This window comes from Sphingobacterium siyangense (genome assembly GCF_023277505.1).
Taxonomy (GTDB): Bacteria; Bacteroidota; Bacteroidia; order Sphingobacteriales; family Sphingobacteriaceae; genus Sphingobacterium; species Sphingobacterium siyangense.
On sequence record NZ_CP080574.1, the window covers coordinates 4605825 to 4626813 of the forward strand.

The 20989-nt window shown below is 44.1% G+C and carries 12 protein-coding genes; 3 read left to right on the top strand and 9 right to left on the bottom strand.

Annotated elements, in window-relative coordinates; genetic code table 11:
• Positions 1–10: 10 nt before the first annotated feature.
• From K2F45_RS19330 to K2F45_RS19340, 3 genes are read right to left on the bottom strand one after another with little or no spacing between them, the layout of a single operon-like run.
• Positions 11–1444 (bottom strand): RagB/SusD family nutrient uptake outer membrane protein, encoded by a 1434-nt coding sequence (locus K2F45_RS19330; protein WP_248932115.1) that lies wholly within the window; start codon positions 1442–1444, stop codon positions 11–13.
• 11 nt (positions 1445–1455) lie between these two features.
• Complete coding sequence (locus tag K2F45_RS19335) at positions 1456–5076, bottom strand: SusC/RagA family TonB-linked outer membrane protein (RefSeq protein WP_248932116.1); 3621 nt, start codon at positions 5074–5076, stop codon at positions 1456–1458.
• Between the two features lie 48 nt (positions 5077–5124).
• Entirely contained in the window at positions 5125–6144 is a 1020-nt protein-coding gene (locus tag K2F45_RS19340; protein ID WP_248932117.1) for a FecR family protein, read from the bottom strand.
• A gap of 274 nt (positions 6145–6418) precedes the next feature.
• Here K2F45_RS19340 and K2F45_RS19345 point away from each other — a divergent pair, with 274 nt between their 5' ends.
• From K2F45_RS19345 to K2F45_RS19355, 3 genes are all read left to right on the top strand, one after another.
• Entirely contained in the window at positions 6419–7009 is a 591-nt protein-coding gene (locus tag K2F45_RS19345; protein ID WP_248932118.1) for an RNA polymerase sigma factor, read from the top strand.
• Positions 7010–7168: 159 nt separating this feature from the next.
• Entirely contained in the window at positions 7169–7978 is an 810-nt protein-coding gene (locus K2F45_RS19350; protein WP_248932119.1) for a metallophosphoesterase family protein, read from the top strand.
• On the top strand, positions 7959–8696 hold the full coding sequence (locus K2F45_RS19355) for a hypothetical protein (RefSeq protein WP_248932120.1): 738 nt from the start codon (positions 7959–7961) through the stop codon (positions 8694–8696). The genes K2F45_RS19350 and K2F45_RS19355 overlap by 20 nt, the downstream gene beginning before the upstream one ends.
• A 98-nt stretch (positions 8697–8794) precedes the next feature.
• On the opposite strand, the gene K2F45_RS19360 is transcribed toward K2F45_RS19355, so the two are convergent.
• From K2F45_RS19360 to K2F45_RS19385, 6 genes are all read right to left on the bottom strand, one after another.
• Entirely contained in the window at positions 8795–11275 is a 2481-nt protein-coding gene (locus K2F45_RS19360; protein ID WP_248932121.1) for a glycoside hydrolase family 2 TIM barrel-domain containing protein, read from the bottom strand.
• Between the two features lie 64 nt (positions 11276–11339).
• The gene (locus tag K2F45_RS19365) at positions 11340–12362 is read right to left on the bottom strand and encodes a glycoside hydrolase family 53 protein (protein ID WP_248932122.1); all 1023 of its coding nucleotides are present in this window, start codon (positions 12360–12362) and stop codon (positions 11340–11342) included.
• Between the two features lie 36 nt (positions 12363–12398).
• Positions 12399–13451, bottom strand: coding sequence for a DUF5111 domain-containing protein (locus tag K2F45_RS19370; RefSeq protein WP_248932123.1), 1053 nt, complete (start codon positions 13449–13451; stop codon positions 12399–12401).
• 111 nt (positions 13452–13562) lie between these two features.
• On the bottom strand, positions 13563–15128 hold the full coding sequence (locus tag K2F45_RS19375) for a RagB/SusD family nutrient uptake outer membrane protein (protein WP_248932124.1): 1566 nt from the start codon (positions 15126–15128) through the stop codon (positions 13563–13565).
• A gap of 32 nt (positions 15129–15160) precedes the next feature.
• Positions 15161–18145, bottom strand: a complete 2985-nt coding sequence (locus K2F45_RS19380; RefSeq protein WP_248932125.1) for a SusC/RagA family TonB-linked outer membrane protein — start codon at positions 18143–18145, stop codon at positions 15161–15163.
• Between the two features lie 200 nt (positions 18146–18345).
• Positions 18346–20922, bottom strand: a complete 2577-nt coding sequence (locus tag K2F45_RS19385) for a glycoside hydrolase family 5 protein (protein WP_248932126.1) — start codon at positions 20920–20922, stop codon at positions 18346–18348.
• Positions 20923–20989: the final 67 nt, after the last annotated feature.

Genomic DNA, 20989 nt, shown 5'->3' on the forward strand with positions numbered 1-20989 from the left:
TGACCCGGTTTTATGGATTTTGCGCTATTTCGGGACTTAAATTGATTTCGTATTGGGCGATCCGAAACACATAGCGGTTGCTATTCGGAGCCAATGTGAAGGTGCTTCCGCCGAATGTACGCGTGTAAGTTTTCTGGAAGCGTGTGTCGTCTTTGAGACGGCGCATATCCCACCAGCGCAGCATGCGAAACATAAACTCACGACGGCGTTCCTGCATCACTTTCACCAATGCATCTTCAGCATCCGTCGCGCTGAGATTGACAGTTGACCCCGGCAGAATTCTACTGGCGCGTAAACGATTGACCAATGTCATTGCAGTGGCAGGCTGATTGTCTCGCGCAGCAGCCTCCGCCTTAATCAATAGCATTTCGGGAACTGACGGACCTACATTTCGGCCTTCATTCTTGATATAGTCCAGGTAAAAGTAGCGTCCATCATAAACCTCCCAATTTGATATCATTGAACCCGGCACCGTAAATAAATTATAACGCTGATCAGTGGCATCAAACAGGCCCAAAAGATCCTTACTCAAGCGTAACGCGGTGGTGGTGTAGGCCGTGATTCCGTTAACAGGTATTTTAGACAGCAATATTTCCGGATTGGATACCCGCAATGGATAATTGACCATGGTCGTCGTTGTCAGCTTGGTCAAATCGTTCAGTTTATCATTCAGCGCAAGTGCCTGGTCGGCCGCTTTTGCTGCATCCGCATAGCGATTCATATAAAGGTACGTGCGCGCCAATAAACCATAAGCCGAGGCTTTGGAAGGCAAGGTTGTAAACTGCTGTTGTGCCGGCAAGCCAGGCAGTGCTGTTTCAATATCCGCCAAAATAGCATCATATACCTGTTGCAGCGTACCTCTATCGAGCGACTTTTCTGTAGTTGGTTGCAAAACCAAAGGTACACCCAAATCCGTATTCGCACTTGCCTGCAGGTAAGGTTTAGCATACGTATTGGCCAACATCAAGTAAGCCGAAGCGCGATGAATCTTTGCCTCCGCAATCAGCTGGTTAATTTCAGCAGGAGTTCCATCTGAAACATTAGGTACCTCGCTGATAACAGTGTTAGCATATGCGATCGCATTATAAAGTGCCCCCCAGTTGTCATCTTTGTGATATTGATTGTCAATTGGGTAAATATCATCTGCCCACTGATACGCCCTGCGGTAATAACCATTAAAATCATTGTTCGCCAAGGAAAGTTGCTGCGGCGAACCATCGATGATTTCCAGGTCATCCGAAGCCATATCCGACACTGCCGGTGCAGCTTCCAAAGCGGTTGTATTATTTAATAGATAACGATAGTTTTCAATCGTCCCCGGTGTCAGTTGTCCCTGGGTTTTTATATCGACATATTTTTCACAACCTGTCATGGTAAAGCCGATGCTCAATGCGGCTACCGCTACTGCCCATTTACGGCTGCTGTGTTTTATAGCTATTTTCATGATTTTGGCGATTAGAAGTTAACATTGATTGAAAAGTTGTACGAAGGAACTGGACGCAGATTGGTCGTATTGCCTACATAATTGGCAAAATCCGGGTCAATCCCTTCCTTATTTGCTGTCCAGATCAATCCCAGATTACGTACGGACCCCGTCAGACTCACCTGCTCGATTTTCATCCTTTTTAAGAAATCTTTGGGCAAAGCATAGCTTAGCGAAACTTCCCGCAGACGGATATAGTCACCTTTGAGTACATTGATATCCGAATAGGTGTAGCGGTACAAACTATACTGCCCATAAATATCGGCTGTTACTGCAGGTATGTTCGTGGTAGCCTCATCTCCTGCCTGTCGCCAGCGATTGGCAATATCGGCACTTAAATCAAATTTAGGCAGGGTAAAACCACGACTCGGCGTCATGTACGACTCGATACTCGGTTTCATAAATACATTTCCAAACTGATAAGTCATCAAGGCATAGAACGACCATTGTTTATAACGCAGATTCGTTTTAAGACTCCCAAAATACGGTGCTACCGTACGGCCCATATATTTGAGATCATCCACACTTGTTAAGGTCTGCTTAACAGAAACGACTTCCCCCTCTTTATTGTAGATCTGTGTCAATCCGTTGGCATCCAGCCCAGCATGGCGAAATGCAAAGAGTTTATCGCTGGGGTATCCCTTCAGGTAACTAATACCTATAGGTGTATACGAGTAGGTAAATGTTGAGATATCTGCCGGATCAAAACGGTTATCGGTTATTTTATTGGTATTGTAGGAGAAATTAGCTGTCATGTCCCATTGCCAGTCTGCACTACGTAACAAAACGCCATTCAACCCAAGGTCAATCCCACGTCCGCTCATGGTTGCCGTATTCCGTTTGAGCGAGCCAGCGTTTATCGTACCTACATATGGTGCCGCGATCGGAAAACCATACAGTAGATCACGTCCTTTTTTCACATAATAATCCAATGTACCATTTAAGCGATTGTCCAATAAACCAAAATCCAGTCCCAGATTGGTCACATAAGTTTTCTCCCAGCGCAACTGCGGATTGGCAATAGCGATGATACTTGCCGCTGGCTGCGCTGTTGGATTACGTGAAGCGTCATCGAGCGAGATGTAGGTAAAGGGACGCACATCTTGTGTGATGTTGCCATTCACACCATAGGTTGCCCTAAAGCCCAATTGATTCAGCCATTGCAGGTTGTTCATAAAAGATTCTTTTCGCACATTCCATTTAAATCCGCTCGACCATAAAGGCGTTGCACGAAAGCTCCGGTCGAGACCAAAGTTGTTATAGTCATCGTAACGGACGCTACCGGAAAATGTAAAGCGACCATCGTAGGTATAGGCAGCATTCGAAAAATAAGAAAGGAAGCGACGCGTCCGATCCGCTTGCTGCGGTGCTCCGGAAAGGCTTTCATTGAACCCCTGTATGCTTGGATAGGCATTAGGCAAATAGCTTACCGCGGTATTAAATCCCGTCTGCATATTATAGCCGTAATAGGTGATATTACCTTGCCCTGTTTCCGTCTGCCTGATCTCCGATCCTGCTATTGCTGAGATATCGTGTTTCCGTCCAATTAAAGCGTCGTAACTCAACTGTCCCCTAACGGTATAATTGTTAACATCGGTATTGATGATATTATAGATACCGCCTTTGTTGATACCAATACTATTTGTCGACGCTCCGATGGGTGTAAAGCGATTCAACAGCGACCGGTTGGCGTAAGACTCCTCGCCATTGTAAATTCGGTTGTTGCCGAAAGATCGCTCATTGGAATACATCACCGCTCCCTTCAGTCCTTTATAGATGGGTACAGATAAGTTGATCACAGCCGAATAATTATTGTTTTTGAGCATGCGATCCATCTGCTCCAATTCCTGAAGATAATTGTACCGCCAGTCCTTATAGGCCGGCCCAAGGACATCGGCAAATCCAGGTGTCAGCCGATCGTAGGCAATGCCATTGCCGTTCTCGTCTGCCAGTAACTGATAAGGTAACAGGGTAGACCCGCCCGTATCGTAAATCTGAGAAAGACCGATTCCATTTTGTTTATTGCGGAAGAAAGTCCCCCGGATACTAGTTGACAGGGTTGCAATCTTAAATAACTTCCAATTGTTGTTTAGACTTAAAGTCAACCTTTTCCCATTTTCTCCTTTGGTATACGGGTTTTCATTCGCATAAGATGCCGAATAAAAATAGTTGTTATTTTCTGTTCCGTTACTGATCGACAAATTGTATTGCTGACTGTTCATGGGGCGCAACAGGTACTGTTGAATCTGTGAACGATTATCGATGGATTTTAGCGGATTCACCAATGCATCATAAGCTGCCTGCGTCATCTGCCCATTTTTCAATCGAATCGCCGCAGCCGCAACCTCGCCTGGATAATAGGTACTATAGCTGTACAGATTGGTCGCAATATTATTACCATTCAGAATATTCTTAGCCACCAGTTCCTCTTGATAATCGATCATCTGTGCGCTGTTCATCGTACGCAGATAACCTAAATCGGGTTTCCCCGAAAAAGTGGTATTCATGGAAAAGTTGATCCTTGGCACACCGGTGACTGACCCTTTTTTCGTTGTCACGACGATAACCCCATTGGCGGCACGAACGCCATAGATTGATGCTGCTGCAGCATCTTTCAGGACGGTTATATTGTCTACATCATTCGGATTGAGCATTGCCAAATCAATACTGGAAATAGCACCGTCGATAACGATCAAAGGTGATTTTTCAGTTTCGCTATCAATTGAACCGACTCCGCGAACCGTCAGTCCATAATCATTCTGGCCTATCGTTCTTGTGCTTGAGTAAATACCCAACTGATTGTTATTATAGGTAAAGGTACGATCGCCTGTTCCAATTGAAACCTGTACACCAGGAACCTGACCTTCCAAGCGTTGAATCAGATTGGCAGAGGGAATTTTTTCCAATTCTTTGGCCGTGATCAGTGAAACCGAACCCGTTGCCCTTTCTTTTGAAATCTTTTGATAACCTGTAGAAATCACCGCCTCCTCCAGCATGTGATTTTTTTCCTCCATGGTAAATGTAATCTGGTTACGATTTCCTGCTGTTAAGGCCGTGCTTTCATAACCTACAGCCGTGATCATAATAATATCCGTTGGTTTGATATCGTAAATCAGAAAGCGGCCGTTTTCATCACTTTTTGCACCTTTCCGCGTGTCTTTTACCCATACACTCGCTAACGGTATAGGTTTACCTCCTGTGGAAAGCACGGTTCCAGCGACCCGGTCCATCAATTCATTATCGGCCCCATACTTTACAGGGCTGGCTTCGCGATCCTCCGTAGCGCGACGAACAATTGAATAAGACCTGTCATCTACATAAAGAAATACCAACTGGTTGGGGTAAAGTACTTTTTTAAGAACTTCTTCCAGACGATTTCCTTTCAGCATTTCGGGGTCTACAGTTTTTCCATTCAACAGGTTATGCTCGTAGCTCAAATTGGCGTTGAAGCGCTGTTCGATCTGTTTGATCGCTTGCGCAAGGGATAATTTTTGTTGGCCGAGTGCCTGTTGACCAGCAGTAAATAGTAGCGAAGTGACCGGGACCATCAACAAGCACCGTATCGGTTGCCACCTGTTTTCTGTGATTTTCATTTTTTGTTAGGTTAGATGTTTATTTAGTATAGATTGATCGTGTTTTTCTTATTTTGGATCGAGGTAAATGGTATCTTTTTCCATCCGGATATTCGCTTGTAATATATTCGCAATCGAATAAATAATGCTTTCTTGGGAATTGAGGGATATGCGACCGTCGATTTTTCGGTTCAAAAGCGTCGTATCGCTTAAAATGATTTCTTTACCGTATACATAGCGAAATTCATTGATTAGATCAGCCACCATTAAGTTTTCGCCTGTCAAGCTCTTCCGCGTCCATGAAACCGATTCCTGCGCTGCTTTTCTGTTAGCGCTCAAATTGCGGAAGCCCGGGCTTCCGTCGACAACGACATCTCCTGGTACGAGTATTTTGGTTTCGCCGCCATATTTGTGGTTGCGTAGTGCGATGCGTCCTTCCAATAACGATACGATCACTTTATTGTCCCTATTTTTAAGGTTAAACTTTGTTCCCAGCACCTCCACGGTGATGTCGCCGGTGTAGGCCATAAAGCGCTCCCCTGCCTGAATGTCTGTCGTATCTTTGTTGAGATGTTTAACCTCCAATAGAACCTCGCCGGTTGTATATACTTCGCGTTTGGATAACCATTTCCAAGCACGACGATAAGCAACAGAAGAATTCGCATTTAAATGTACAGTACTGCTATCAGGCAATACCACTGTTTGTAAGACACCGCTTCCGGTCTGTATCACAATCATGGATTGGTAATACCAAGCTGCAGTTACAAAAAGCGCTACCGCAGCTGCAGCAACAGTTGCGGCCCACAAACGGATAATCTGATTTTTTTGTTTCTTTCTGTTTCCGGCTATGCCCCGTTCAATATCGCGAAACAGATTCTCCGCAAATAACTGGCTAGGTTTTATGCGCGAAATGCCATACAAAGCACGAAGATAAGCGAGCGCTTCATCATATGCAGCAGCATTTTCTGGATTTGTAGCACGCCATAATTTCCAATTCCCGAAATCATCCCGGTCCGGATATTTAGCAAAGCGGACAAAATCCAGATCATCTAAGAAATCCTGCGTACTGTAACTCGTATATTTCTCCATTATTAAGCCTTTGTTAAATACAAGACAAATGGACATTAAATTTTATCCCATGGATGTTGATTTTTTTTTAAAAAAAATCAAAAGACGATTTCAATACTTACCAATTTCATAATTTAGCACGCAAATTAATGTTCAAAAGCCTATTTTTGAACCAATGAAAGATAATAATGTGCTACTATTATTATTTAAAATAAGCGTTTCATTATTGTTATTAAATCTTTACTATTTTTGGAGAAGCAAATGATCTATTTCATTTAATGGTATAAATTCGGAGATGAACAACACCATAGATCGGTACTGGAATGAATTCATTGAGGGCGACAAACAAGCTTTCGAGCAGATCTATCGTGCGTTATTACCCAGTCTTTATGAATATGGCATGCGTCGGGTAAAAGACGAGGATTATGTCAGAGACTCCATTCAGGATGTATTTATCAAGTTTTGGGAAAACCGGAGCAAGCTACGAAGCATTTCCAATCCGAAACATTATTTGCTTGTCGCTTTAAAAAATAGCCTACTGAATACCCAATTGCGAGACGGCAGACTTTCTTCGTTCGGCGAAAAAGATGATTTCCAGCTCACCTATGATGTTGAATCCACTTATATCGCTGCTGAAGAACAACAAGCCACAGCTTTAAAGCTAATTCAAGCATTAGAACAGCTAACAGCCAAACAAAAAGAAGTTATTTTTCTTCGTTATTTCGAAGAACTGAGCTATGAAGAAATCAGTGTACTGACCAACATATCTGTCAAAAGCTTATACAAACTAAATAATCGTGCCATGGAAGCGCTGAAAGATATCATGGGTATTCCAAAGCAGCATCTCCTCGTCCTGCTCTACATGATCAAATTTTTGCACTTGTAGCGAAAATAATCCCTTTCAATCTGTTGATCTAAACAAATACCCAGCAATCCCCTTCTAGCTCCCATTAATATCATTTCAGGGTAATAATAAAAGGTAAAAACTGTGCTTTCGTTCGTTAAAACTTACTTTTGGGTTCAAAAAGTCAATAAAAGAATTAAAATGAAAAAGCGCTATAAACTCATCGCACTAGCTTCTCTCTCTTTTCTTACCAACAGTTGCAACATGTTTGACATCCACCCTTATTCAGGAAAAATCGATGGAAGGAAACATATTAATGCAGATAATATCGCCAAAATCGAACATGATTATGCTAATCAGGATACCATCCGCTACGCTTTTATCAGTGATTCACAGCGCTGGCACGATGAACTTGACGATTTTGTAAAAATAGTCAATAAAAGAAATGACATCGATTTTATTGTACACGGCGGCGATATTAGCGATTTTGGACTTACCAAGGAATTTTTGTGGCAGCGCGATATTTTGGATAAGCTGAAACAGCCCTATGTCGCCCTTTTGGGGAATCACGATTGTCTCGCCAATGGCGAAGAGATCTTCGAACAAGTGTTTGGCACAGCCAATTATAGTTTTATTGCAGGTAAAACAAAATTCTTATGTCTAAATACCAATGCGCTGGAATCAGATTACTCTAATCCCGTTCCCGACTTTTCATTTATTGAGCAAGAGCGTCAAAAAGATACCACACGTTTTGAACAAACAGTTGTCGTCATGCACGCCAGACCCACATCCGATCAGTTCAACAACAATGTAGCTTCGGTCTTCCAATACAGTATAAAACAATTCCCCAATCTCCTTTATTGTACCAATGGCCACGATCATATCTATCAAGAAGAAGATATTTTTAAGGATGGTATCATCTATTACGGTACTCCCAATATCGGTAAACGTCAATTTCTAATTTTTACAATCACTAAGGACCACTATACCCATGAACTTGTTTCTTACTAAATCAAAAATACGATCTTTCGCGCTTGTTACCCTTTTCTTTTCAGTTCACAATATGGCTCAGGCTTCCGAACACCAATATCTCCCACGAACAAGCTTGGCTGGCAACAAAACGGACACCCTCCAGGAGAATAACATCACAACGGACAGCATCAAAACGGGAAACATGAGCACTAAAGAACTAAAAAAAGCCGCCTTTAGCCTTGTTCCATCAAGTTATATGCTTCAATACGCAGGATCCATAGGACTGCTTTCTGCCGGAGCAGGCTGGGATTATGGCCGACGTAAGCAGTGGTCGACAGATTTCCTGCTTGGCTATGTACCGAAATATGATACAGACCGGGCAAAACTTACCTTAACGCTGCGTCAATCGTATACACCTTGGGAAATTAAACTCAATAAACAGTTTACCTATCATCCCCTCCGTACCGGCGCTTATCTCAATACGACCTTGGGTAAACAATTTTGGTATAAAGAACCTGACAAATACCCGAATAGCTATTATCGGTTTTCGACCAGGCTACGCATCAATATCTTTGTGGGACAGGACTTCAGCTATAAAATCAAATCCAACAGTTCTTATTTTGAAGGCCTAAAATTCTATTATGATCTTCATACCAGTGATCTTTACCTCGTTAGCGGCGTACAGAACAAGTATCTTAAATTTGATGATTATATTGGACTCGCCCTAGGTGTCAAGCTACAGATTAGGCGAAAATAATGCGCAAAAAAGGCTAGATCGATATCGATCTAGCCTTTCTGTTAAAATACAATCAACTCACTAACTTACTTAAGATATCATTTAAACAAAAGCTACGGTCAAAACGTTTTAGAATTTACGGTCTGTACGTTTAATACCCCCTCTTTTAAACCTTTGCATTTCGCCTTTATCTGAATCTTTCCCGATTTTTCGCCTGCCTGAACAATCAAGGTAAGCTGTCCATTGAATAAATGCATCTGCGGTTTGTGAAAAGCTTCTAGATTCGTTGGATCACCGTTAGCCAAGGCTTTAAATGTACCATCGCCAACTACGTCAAATTGGATCAGTTCTGCGGCCCGTGGGCAGAGGTTCCCCGCTTTGTCCACTGCTTTGACACGGATGTAGGCTAATGCACGGCCATCAGCAGAAATGGAATCATGAACCGCATCCATTTCAATCCTGAACGGTTTTCCCGCCGTCCGGATTATTTTTTCGGCCGCTGGTTTTCCAGATTCATCGTAAGCCACGACTTTGACTTCTCCGAGTTCGTATACCGTATTCATCCACATGAGGCGGTAACGCTCCTGTAAAGAAGCCTTACTCTTGCGCTGTATTCCCTGACTTTTCCCATTGATAAAAAGTTCGGCACTTGGATAATCTGTATACACGAAGACAGGGGTTTCTTGCCCCACACGCTCAGGCCATGTCCAATGTGGAAGTATATGCAGGGTATGCTCATTTCTATTCCATAAACTTCGGTACAGATAATAACGGTCCTTGGGAATGCTTGCCAGATCAATAATACCGAACATGGAACTATGGTTGGGCCAGGCATCTGTATCGTAAGGGGAAGGTTCGCCAAGATAATCAAAGCCTGTCCAGACAAATTGCCCCATGGTCCAATGATGATCTTCCGCCAGGGCAAAATCCTCATCCGGAAGGTTGGACCAAGAGCAATATTCCATATCGTAAGAAGACGACTGATGATCGGAATACAACATATCACCTTTTTTTAGCACCGGAAATTTATAAACGCCCCTTGAGCTCACTGTTGATGCCGTTTCAGAACCCAACACTAGATTTTGGGGTAATTTGGCATACGCCTCTTCGTAACGGTGCGCGCGATAGTTTAATCCCGGAACATCCAACAGACTAGCAAAACCATTTTCCAGCACACAGCTTACCTGATCCATACCGCAGGTCACTGGTCGGGACGGATCCTCACGATGGCATATATCCTGTAAAAACGAAGCTACTTTATAGCCTTCGGCACTACATTGTGTGGGCACTTCATTTCCAATGCTCCACATCACGACAGATGGGCTATTTCTAAAATGACGGATCATGTTGACCATATCCCGTTCGGCCCAATCAGCAAAAAATCGATGATATCCATTTTTACATTTCGCAATATCCCATTCGTCAAAAGGTTCAATCATCAGCATAAAGCCCAATTCGTCACATAGGGCAACCAATTCCGGAGCCGGCATATTATGTGCCGTACGAATGGCATCGCAGCCCATATCTTTGAGTAATTCCAATTGATAACGAAGAGCCGAAACATTGATTGCAGCCCCCAAGGGTCCAAGATCATGATGATTACATACCCCCTGAAACTTTCGGACCTTTCCATTTAACATAAATCCCCGGTCGGCAATGATACGTACCTCCCGAATCCCAAAACGGGTTTCAAAACTGTCTGTCAATTTACCGTCTACAAATACTTGCGTGGAGGCCCGATACAGATTTGGATGTTCGGGGCTCCAGAGAGCAGGGTTTATCACTTCAAGATTTTGCACGAAAGGCTTGCCATAATTTAGTTTCTGTTGGTTTTCCTTTTGTGCAACCACCTGTCCCGCCGCATCCAGAATCGCAGTTACCATACGTACCAACTTACCATCGGCATTTTTTAAACTTGTTTCAAGCTTAACTGAGGCTAGACTGTCCGATACAAAAGGCGTCGTGATATACGTCCCCCAAACAGGTACATGGATCTCCTCCGTCACGATTACATGCACATTGCGATAAAGTCCTGCACCGGGATACCAGCGTGATGACTGTGCTTTATTTTCCAACCGCACAGCAACCGTATTATCCATCCCGTCCTGATGTAGAAATTCGGTCACATCACAATGAAAAGCATTGTAACCGTAGGGCCAAAAGCAGGCTTCCTTTCCATTGACATAGACCCGGGCTTCGCTCATTGCACCATCAAATTTCAGGACCACGCGTTTATTGACGGGATTGAATTGTGGAATATCAAAGTTGGTACGATACCAACCCACCCCCACATAAGGCAAACCGCCAGTCCGGCCCGTTTTTACAGTTGCCTTTTTCTCTCCATTTTGTGTCACAGCAACATCCTGCAGATCGTGTGACCGGTCAAAGGGCCCGAAAATAGCCCAATCATGCGGTACAGTGACCTTCTTCCAGGCCTTATCATCTAGTGCTGCTGATTCCCCATGAACAACCTCACCCTGAAAAAAACGCCAGTTTTTCTCCAACAAGAAGGATTGGCGTGCAGACTGTCCGTGCGAATTGCCCGGAACAAGTAGGAATAAAAGAAACAAAAAGTAAGTCGTACGCAGTAATCTCATCATCAAATCAGGTGTTTATAGTCTACAGTTCAATTTTTTCATTGTCATTCAGCGGTTTAAATATACCTTATTTAAAAGCATTCAATGCTTTTGTTGGGCGCCCATTATTGTCAAATGCGCCTAGGGTATAACCATTCCAGCCACCATACGCCAAAGGCTCCCAATAGAATATACCCAGTACTTTCTGATCGGGCACACTATTGACCGCGTTGAAGAGATCCTTTAACCATATTTCAGCAATATCTGCTTCATCCCAGCTCATCCCCACCTCGCAGATCATCACTTCTGAATTGTATCGGGCAACCATATCTTTGATGTTGCTGATGCAGGCCGCATTGCGCTCTTCCCAGTTTTCTGGGGTCGGATAAAGTGACATGCCAATCACATCCCATTTCCCACCGTTGTTTTTCAGACCATCGAACATCCAACGAAACAAGTTATTGTCAAATCCATTGTGCAGATGTACGATCACTTTTGCTGCCGGAAACACCGCTTTTACCGCATCATAGCCGGCATTATTCAATGTGGCATAATTAGCCATACTGACAGAGGCTTTTCCATCTTCCCAAAGCATTCCGTTGCCCGTTTCATTACCGACCTGCACCCATTCAGGTGAGATACCGCTATCTTTTAGCAATTGAAGCACCTCCGTTGTATGATCACTAACAGCCTTCTTTAAACCATCAAACGATAAGCTCTTCCAGGCTGCAGGCTTTGTCTGCTGTCCCGGATCCGCCCAGGTGTCACTGTAATGAAAATCCACCATAATACGCATGCCCAGATGATGCGCCCGACGAGCTTTCACCAGTACGTCATTCTTGTTGCACCAGCCTTGTTGGGGATCCACCCAAACACGCAGACGTACCGCATCCATGCCCAGTCCACGCAAGATTTTCAGCCCATCCACTGCGCTGCCTCCTGCATTAAAAAATTGCACACCTGAGGCTTCCATTTCAGTAATCCAGCTCACGTCCGCACCTTTTGCCAAATGTGTTTTAGGTACATCCACCTTAAGATTATCTTTGTCGTTGCAGCCAGACAAGCCCAAACACAAGCCTATTAGGGCCAACATTATTTTTATTTTTTTCATCCGATTATTTCATTTAAGAACCCGTCCCTATCTATTTTATTCCACATAATATTTGAATTGTTTTGGATCGCTTAGATCAAGAATCAAGGTATGTGTACCGATCTTATCATAAGCGAAGCCAGTTCCATCGGCCGTATACAAAGCACAGTTTCCATCGCCCTCTGCTGCGCCAAAAAACCAAGTCCAGCTGCCATTGATCAATACCTTAATTCCCCATTGTTCAGCTACCGTTGTCGTGATGGTTGCTTTCCAAACCTTCGCCGTCTGGTCATATATCATTGGTGTTGCTGTTGCACTCCAACCATTAAAATCGCCCGTTACGGTCATGGATTCTACGGATGTCTCTTTCCAGGCCAATTTATTGACATCGGCTGTCAAGTATAAGTATCCACCTTTACTCGTCCAGCAATTCCAGCGATCAGCTCCGCTATACAAGATATATTGGCTACCATCCAGGGGATAAGAACCATAGATGAGCGGTGCACTCGCACTTTCCGCATTGGTTAAATAGAAGTTGTACCATTGGTCGAGACGCACAAAACCATCGTAAAAACCATCTTCCTTTCTCGAACACAGTTTCCATGGAAATTGCGTAAACTCTTTATTCGATAGATAGAGATAGGCAGCATCCTGAACGGGCTGGTAAGCGGTCACAGTCAGGGCGATCACATTGCTGTAGAGCCAATCTGTATTGGTTCCCAATCGCGAAGCAATACGTACATAAAACACGTTCTTTTCATCGGGCAAAAATCCCATTCCCGTGACAAGGCTATTCAATTGTTCATGCGTATAGCTGAGCGAGCTTGCTACCTGCTCGATACTTTTGGTGACAGCAGAAAAAGATGGATCAGCAGCAATTTCTATTTTATTTTTTAAAGCCGACTGCGCCATTGGTTCATCGCTGGCCAAAATCGCCTCATCCCAGACAAGCTGCAGGGCCACGGCCTTTCGGTCAGTAGATTTTAAGACCAGTTCTGTTGTACTGCTGTACAATACCGCAGGTTTTATCCCACTGACAGCCGGTGTCCCGCCCTCCTTTTTACAGGCAACGAAAAGCAACACCAGAATATAGAGTGTCAATTGTTTCATAGGTATCATTATCTTTAAAAGTCCATATGGGAATACCTGGATACTCTCCGCAGCATGTGTGCTCAAATAGCCGTATATCCCCATAGATTTAGTTATTAATGCCAGCCACCGCTAGTAGCCAGGATTTTGGATCAAATTCGGGTTAGCGCTCATATCGGTGGTTGGAATCGGATACAGATTGAAGTTCGCATCCACAGAGCGGCCGTTCATGTCACCGCCTTTCCATTGCCAGAGGTAATCGCTACCGGTAAATTTCCCAAATCGAATCAGGTCTGTGCGACGCGTACACTCCCAAAACAGTTCACGGCCGCGTTCTGCAAGGATAAAATCCAGTGTCAGCTGCGCTTGGTCAATGGCTCCGGCCGAACTACCATATCCCCGCTGACGGATACTGTTTACCAATTTGATCGCTTCCTGTACACTTCCTCCCCCACCGCGCAGTACAGCCTCAGCATACATTAGATACACGTCGGCCAAGCGGATCATCGGGAAATCAGTACTTACCAAACCTTCATCTGTGGTATAGGTACCATCATCTTTCAAATTTGTAAACTTAACAAGCCCATATCCCTGGCTCGAGGCAGCGGGGTCTTCGACATCCAGGGACTGGCCGTTTTTCCAAAAATCACCTCTTTTGTCTTCCGCCTGAAAGAGTGCCACAAATTCGCGAAGTGTACGAAAACTATTCCAACCGGAAAGCACACCGTAATCCGATGATTTCATGCTTCCAACAATAGGTCCGTTGACAAGATACGTTGTCGCTCCCCAAGTCGTTGTATGTGCTACGTCGGCCTCTATCGGGAAAATAATTTCATTGGTCCGTTTATCATTATCAGCATTAAATACCTGCTTATAATTCGCATTTAAGGAATATCCGGCATCAATCACTTTTTTAGCATAATTCAGGCATTCCGTATTTCGTGCTGTACCCGTATAAACCTGAGCATTCAGATAATTTTTGGCCAATAGGGACCAGGCGGCAGCACGGCTTACCCGGCCATACTCATTTTGACGTGCTTCCGGTAAGATCGTTTCGATCTCTGTCAATTCTTTTTCAATAAATGCAAAGAGATCAGCTCTCGTCATCCGTGGTGGAAAAAATGCAGCAACCGGGTCCTTTTCAGTCACAAAAGGAACGTTCCCATAAAGGTCCATGGCATGACTATAGGCCAATGCACGCAGAAAACGCGCTTCGGCTGCAAACTCCAAAATTTGTGTCTGCTCGGCCGAATTAAAAGTCGCCAGCTTCTCTGTTGTTGCATTCCGTAGAAATTCATTACAGATGGCTACCGTATAATAGATCCGATAATACATGGCATTGACCCAGGTATCGGAAGCTCCCCAGGTCATATACTGGATATCGGTCATATTGTCGCCTCCTGCCCAAGTATAGATCACTTCATCAGTCGGTACCTCCTGCAAGTTAAAGTAAACCCGAAGGTAACCCCAAGAGGCCGTGCTGCCCGCCATATCCGGATCGGCATCACCACGTCCATTGCCCGCAACGGCAAATGAGGCATACAATTTAGCAAGTACAGCCCGGTAACCATCCACAGAGGTGTATACCGACTCCGAAGTAGTTTCTACAGTGGGATACTGGTTTAAGTCTTTTGTACAGGATTGCAGTAATGCGATTATACTCAACAATCCAAAACAATATCTTTTTATATTTTTCATCGCTATATAAGTTTTCTTTTTTGAGACAGCCATTAAAAATCCATATTGAGACTCAAGGAGAAAGTTCTTGAGCGTGGGTAGAACGAACTGTCGAAGCCACTCGGAACCTCAGGGTCCATACCGCTATATTTGCTCACAATAAAAACATTCTGAGCTACCGCACCCACACGTAGATTGGAGATCTTCCCCACCTGACCAAAATTATAGTTCACCGAAAGGTTTTCCATCCGAAGGAAAGATGCATTTTCGACATAATAATCCGAATAATATTGTCTGGTCTGGAATTGGGTATTCAAGTAATCCCGATGTAAGTTATTGATAGACGCATCCACATATTGAACTGTCTCCCAAGCACTAAGATTCATTTTGGTATTATTGAATACGTAGTTACCCAAATTTGCGCGTAGCGTCGTTGCTGCAGTCCATTTTTTGTAGGTTAACTGCGTATTGAAACCGAAGAGCCATTTTGCCGCGGGCGATTGATAGCGGTATAAGTCTTTTTCGTTGATCGCTCCATCACCATTCAGATCCGCATATACACCTTCTAGTGGCTTGCCAGCCTCATTGTACAACTGTTTGTAGACATAAAACATGTAAGGCTGATACCCCGTTGTCAGAATCTGTATACCACGACCACTGACATTCGGTCCCACATAAGTTCCCACGGCATTGGCATCCTGCACCAGAGCTATATTGGTCACTTTTGTATGTTGATTAGTCGCATTGAAATTGACTTCCCAGCGCAAATCATCCTTTTGTATGGGCACGGTATTCAGTTGAAATTCGAAGCCACTGCTTTCGACATTACCTACGTTAATAGTCGCATTCTGATCAAAATTGGTTCCCGCGGCTACAGGCACATTAGCCAATAGATCATGCGTTTTTCTTGTGTAATATTCTATTGCACCAGACAGCCTGTTTTTCCACAAAGCGAAATCCAGGCCGTAGTTAAATGCTTTGGTCGTTTCCCAGCGTAAGTCCCTATTGTAAACCGATGGTCTATACACCAGATGGTACTGATCGCCGAAACGATACTGTGCATAGGCTGTTCCCAAATTGTATACCGGCAAATATTCGTAATTTCCGATCCCTTCCTGCTGACCTGTAACGCCGTAACTCGCACGGAGCTTTAGATCGTCCAGGAAAGAGATTCCTTTCATGAAAGACTCCTGCGAAAGACGCCAGGCCAAGGCGACTGACGGAAATGTTCCCCAACGATTTTCGGGGCTGAATCGGGAAGTTCCATCCTTACGGACCGTAGCGGTCAATAAATAACGGCTATCGTAATTGTAGTTGATCCGTCCGTACCAGGAAATCAGCGTATGTCGTTCGTCAGATGCAATAGCAGTCGAGCGTATATCACCAGCTTCGTTATAGTATACTATAGGTGGCCGTCGGGCACTCCAATATTGATAATCGTGACCTGCTGTCACGTCAATTGTACTTTTAATTTCCGGGAAGAACTTGTTGTAGTTTAGATAGCCTGTAAACAATTTATTTTTAAGCGTCTGTTCATAACGGTCAAAAGCACCTCCAATCGTAAAATTATTGGCCGCACTTGCCGGAATAAGATTCGATCCATTTCCTTTGGCATAGTCATATCCGAGTGTTACGTGCGCTTTCAATTCAGGCAGCAGATGGAATTTATAATCGAGGTCAAGATTACCCACGGCTCTATTGACTGTACTACGGTGTTTTTCCTGCTTGAGCAATCCAAGTGGATTGAGGTTTGCACCTGTTGCCGGAAGACCGGCATTATCCAAACTCTCGTAATAACCACCATACGCATCTGCCCCAGAATAAATCGGTTGTGTTGGATTAAAAGCTACAGCAGACCATATCGCATCGGTATTGGCAAAACCGTTGTTGTTATGGGCACCTTTAATATTTAAATTTACGGTCAGGTGTTTATTAAAAAAAGTGGGATTTAACACCAAAGCGCCCGTCACGCGCTCCGTTTTGTCGGTACGCAAAGTCCCTTGCTGATTATAATAGCCCACTGATGTACGAAAAGGCAAGGTTTTGCCGATCTTTCCCTGTAGACTTAAGTTATTATCCGTCCCGATGGCATCCTGAAAAACCTCAGACAGCCAATCTGTTGAGGCATTGCCCAATAACGCCTTTTGGGCAGTGCTCCCTTTGGTATTGATGAGCGAGGCAAATTCATCGCGCGACATCATATCAGCCACTCCCATAGCCTGCTGCATGGACACGATTGAAGAGAAAGAAAGCCGTAAAGCATCTCCTTTACCCTTCTTTGTTGTTATCAATAATACCCCGTTTGACGCTCGGGACCCATATATTGCGGTCGATGATGCATCTTTGAGCACCGTCATGCTTTCGATATCATTCGGATTGATCAGACTGAGAAAATTGCCACTATTGCCGCTAATACCACCAGTCTCTAGCGGTACCCCGTCCAATACGATCAATGGATCGTTGCTGGCACTCAAGGAGGCTCCCCCACGGATACGTATCGTACTCCCGGAAGAAGGAGAACCGCTGTTGGACATCACCTGCACACCAGCTGTTTTTCCATTGATCAGCTGTTCGGGAGAGCCGACAAGTCCACTGTTAAAATCCTTGCTTCCGACCGTATTTACGGCACCGGTTAGATCCTTTTTTGTTGTACTACCATAACCTACGATGACGAGCTCTTCCAGCACATTTCCCGCAGGCACCATGCTGACATCCACGGATGTTCCCCCTGCAACCGTCAAGGTTTGGCTACTGTAGCCTACAACAGAGAATAGAAGTTGGGATTTACCCTTGGGCAATGAGATACGGTACGAGCCATCGCTCGCTGTTGAAGTACCCACCGTAGTTCCGGCCACCAATACTGTAACACCTGCCATCACCTGCCCATGCTCGTTGCGGACCACCCCACGGACATCCTGTTGTTGCATCGACCTGATCCACTTGCTTTCCCCTTTCGTTGCAGCATAAAGCTGCGTTTCCCCAAGACAGGATAGCAAGGACAAGCCCAATAAACTTGTTTTAAATGCAAAACCCTTCATTGTTTAAAATTTAGATGTGTTTATAATTGTTTTCTTTCCCTTTATTATATTTTTTGTATTCCTTATCGCTTTGTTAAGCCTTCCCCTAAAAAACGTAGCCGTTTTTTTCAGGTCGTCGTCCTGCTCCAAACCTTGATCCTTACAGCCTGACGGATTATTATCCATGCCCTACTAATCGGTGGCATTAAGCAGCTGTATCGCTATTCGAGCCATATCGCAGCTATGGATAGTGCCACCCCTTCCATCTTTTCGCCTGAAACGATTAGTTTTTCGATATCCCTTTTGTCAAATTGAACCGGAACCGTGGGCTTAAAAAACCGTTCAAGAAATACAGGATAAGGAGCAGGTAGCAAAGCCGTAGGCACGAGCTTTAAGTCGGCTAGATCCATACGGACCACTGTTTCGCCGGATGCCCCAATAGCTATATTATCCACATAGGTATACCCTTTTTTTGTCACAAACCCAGCATTCAGTAGCGGATTCCCGCCCTCATGTTTCAAGAGTATACAGAGCTTTGTGGCAGCAGCAATATCCGCAGGCCGTTCAGCAATTGTCGATTTGATATCTTTTACCCAAAAATACTGTACCCTCGAATCCTTGGCATGAAAGGTATAGGTCCAAAAAGGAACTTTACTGAGATCATGATGCTCCCGTTGCGCAGTCATGTAAGCCGTTTCTGGAATAGCGAAAGTTTCCAAAGAAGAGACTTTGGACAAGGACTCAAAAAGCCCTATAGATGCGCGCTGTTCATATAAGCCAACCGTCCAATAACTATTGACGCGATAATTCCATTCCAGTGGGGCTCCAGTCTGATTGTCTGGGTAGGTGATTTTTTCACCACCCACAAACACAGTAGCTGTATATTTCAATTCATTGCCCACTAATAAGGATGCCGGGATGTCCGCTTCATAGGTACAGTTATCTTTGGAGATCAACTTGATGTAGGGATTATGATCTTTCCAAAACGAAACCTGATCCGTTTGTATAATAATGGAATCGGGCTGTTTTTCAAAAACATAACGGAACTGCAATTTAGTAGAGCGCCCTTTTTCCAATATTTCGGGCTGCTGGTGTATCAATAAAGGCTGCTTCAGCGCTTCAGTTTTTGGCGCGTAATATTCGCCCAAATGGCCATTTTTCCAGGGCGAGGAAGCTAGCCAGCTATTTTTCAGCTGGAGATTCTTACGTTTTAACAGATATACTCCAGGCTCAACGCTAAAACTTGTTTTAGCGACTGAAATAGCTTCATCGGTGTCATTTTTCCCTAACAGTGACCGGACGGTAAAAAGGTCGCCTAGATCAGGAATCCGAATATCGATCATCTGTGACCGGTACAGGATATGTACCACCTCACGATCGAGCGATGGCTTTGCAAAAGGATCAGCGATTTTTTCTGCATCCGGCATAACCTCCAAACGCCATAGACCATCTTCCAGACGATCTAAAAAATAAGCACCAGATCCGCCATACTCCACCACAGGTGATGAACCATGACCGGCAATATGTTGCAATTTTGTTGGATTTAAAGGGCTTACAGTCGTATTATTGGTGTAAAAATACTTATCCTGCGCATTCATCAGGGAGAGATCCTGCTCATAACTAACGCTAAAATCGCCAAATAGGGTGTCTTGAGGGTAATGTTCAAACTTTTTATTTCTCGGTATCGTATAAGCCACCTCTGCAGCAATCATGGTACTCAGTGCTTTTGCCGGTGTATAAGCCAAATTGAGATAATGTGTCTGATATTCGGTATTATAGGCTGCAATATCCATCGGATCGTAAGCAAACTGAGTGATCCACTGAAATCCCGCCGAACGAAATGTGCGGCTCATCGCGGGATGCATATAGCTGTAAAGATTATCAGCAGGATCATATTCGTAAACTGCTTTCGCTTTGTTGGCGAAGCCTTTCAAGTTTGAAAAAGGGATGTCGTACTGATCAATGTAAGGAAGAAAATTCCCTTGACGTTCCCGTCCAGCAACCAGTCCCACAGGATACCATTGATAAGTTGTGCCTTGGATATCAGCATCAAAATAAGCCTTAACATGTTCCATATTATGACTTACATTGTAGAAAATCGGTTTTTTATTCCCGCTTTTCTTCATGGCCTTCACCATTCGACCGATATAGTCCGACGTCGTCTGAATGGCACCTGTATGGCAAGGTTCATTATTTATTTCAAAGCCTATGATGTAAGGGTCCGTCCGATAAGCATTTCCGGTATACGGGTTGACATGATGAAGTAATTGGGTAATGTATTTTTCCTGTGCAGCTATCGCCTGTGGGTTAGCATGAACCGCACACTTATCATAATGGTACGTAAATGCATCTGTATTTATATTTCTTTCTGGATAACCATTACCAAAATTGGTCATTCCCGTAATCAGGATCCTAATTCCCCTCTCCTGAAGTTTAAAGAACAGATAGTCCAATAGATCAAGGTGCTCATTGTTGATCAGGTTACCATTTTTATCGGAGATTTCTACATCCCAGATATGGATACGATAAGCATTATATCCCAAACGGGCGAAGTGGTAAACGTCGCGATCAATAGCCTGCTTTCGATCGAAGCCTTTATCGTGCAAAGCCCGAAAGGCATGGGCAAAAGGAACGGTATAATTGACGCCATAAAATGAAGCTTCAGCTTTGGAGTCGGACCAGCGCATGACACCTTCACGGTCGACAAAAACTGTAGGGACCTTTTTAATAGCCTTCGATTGAGCGTAAGAATTGACATAGCCCAAAAGAGCAAAGCAGCATAAAATAATTACACGCATGGATTGTATCGATTTATAATTTTTTGGTTATTACTCTTACAAACCTATCAAACGTGATTATTTTTTA

What these genes read in the sequence shown, in the direction of transcription:
- K2F45_RS19330 (WP_248932115.1), bottom strand. Translation starts at nt 1,444, where the DNA reads ATGAAAATAGCTATAAAACACAGCAGCCGTAAATGGGCAGTAGCGGTA.
- K2F45_RS19335 (WP_248932116.1), bottom strand. Translation starts at nt 5,076, where the DNA reads ATGAAAATCACAGAAAACAGGTGGCAACCGATACGGTGCTTGTTGATG.
- K2F45_RS19340 (WP_248932117.1), bottom strand. Translation starts at nt 6,144, where the DNA reads ATGGAGAAATATACGAGTTACAGTACGCAGGATTTCTTAGATGATCTG.
- K2F45_RS19345 (WP_248932118.1), top strand. Translation starts at nt 6,419, where the DNA reads ATGAACAACACCATAGATCGGTACTGGAATGAATTCATTGAGGGCGAC.
- K2F45_RS19350 (WP_248932119.1), top strand. Translation starts at nt 7,169, where the DNA reads ATGAAAAAGCGCTATAAACTCATCGCACTAGCTTCTCTCTCTTTTCTT.
- K2F45_RS19355 (WP_248932120.1), top strand. Translation starts at nt 7,959, where the DNA reads ATGAACTTGTTTCTTACTAAATCAAAAATACGATCTTTCGCGCTTGTT.
- K2F45_RS19360 (WP_248932121.1), bottom strand. Translation starts at nt 11,275, where the DNA reads ATGATGAGATTACTGCGTACGACTTACTTTTTGTTTCTTTTATTCCTA.
- K2F45_RS19365 (WP_248932122.1), bottom strand. Translation starts at nt 12,362, where the DNA reads ATGAAAAAAATAAAAATAATGTTGGCCCTAATAGGCTTGTGTTTGGGC.
- K2F45_RS19370 (WP_248932123.1), bottom strand. Translation starts at nt 13,451, where the DNA reads ATGAAACAATTGACACTCTATATTCTGGTGTTGCTTTTCGTTGCCTGT.
- K2F45_RS19375 (WP_248932124.1), bottom strand. Translation starts at nt 15,128, where the DNA reads ATGAAAAATATAAAAAGATATTGTTTTGGATTGTTGAGTATAATCGCA.
- K2F45_RS19380 (WP_248932125.1), bottom strand. Translation starts at nt 18,145, where the DNA reads ATGAAGGGTTTTGCATTTAAAACAAGTTTATTGGGCTTGTCCTTGCTA.
- K2F45_RS19385 (WP_248932126.1), bottom strand. Translation starts at nt 20,922, where the DNA reads ATGCGTGTAATTATTTTATGCTGCTTTGCTCTTTTGGGCTATGTCAAT.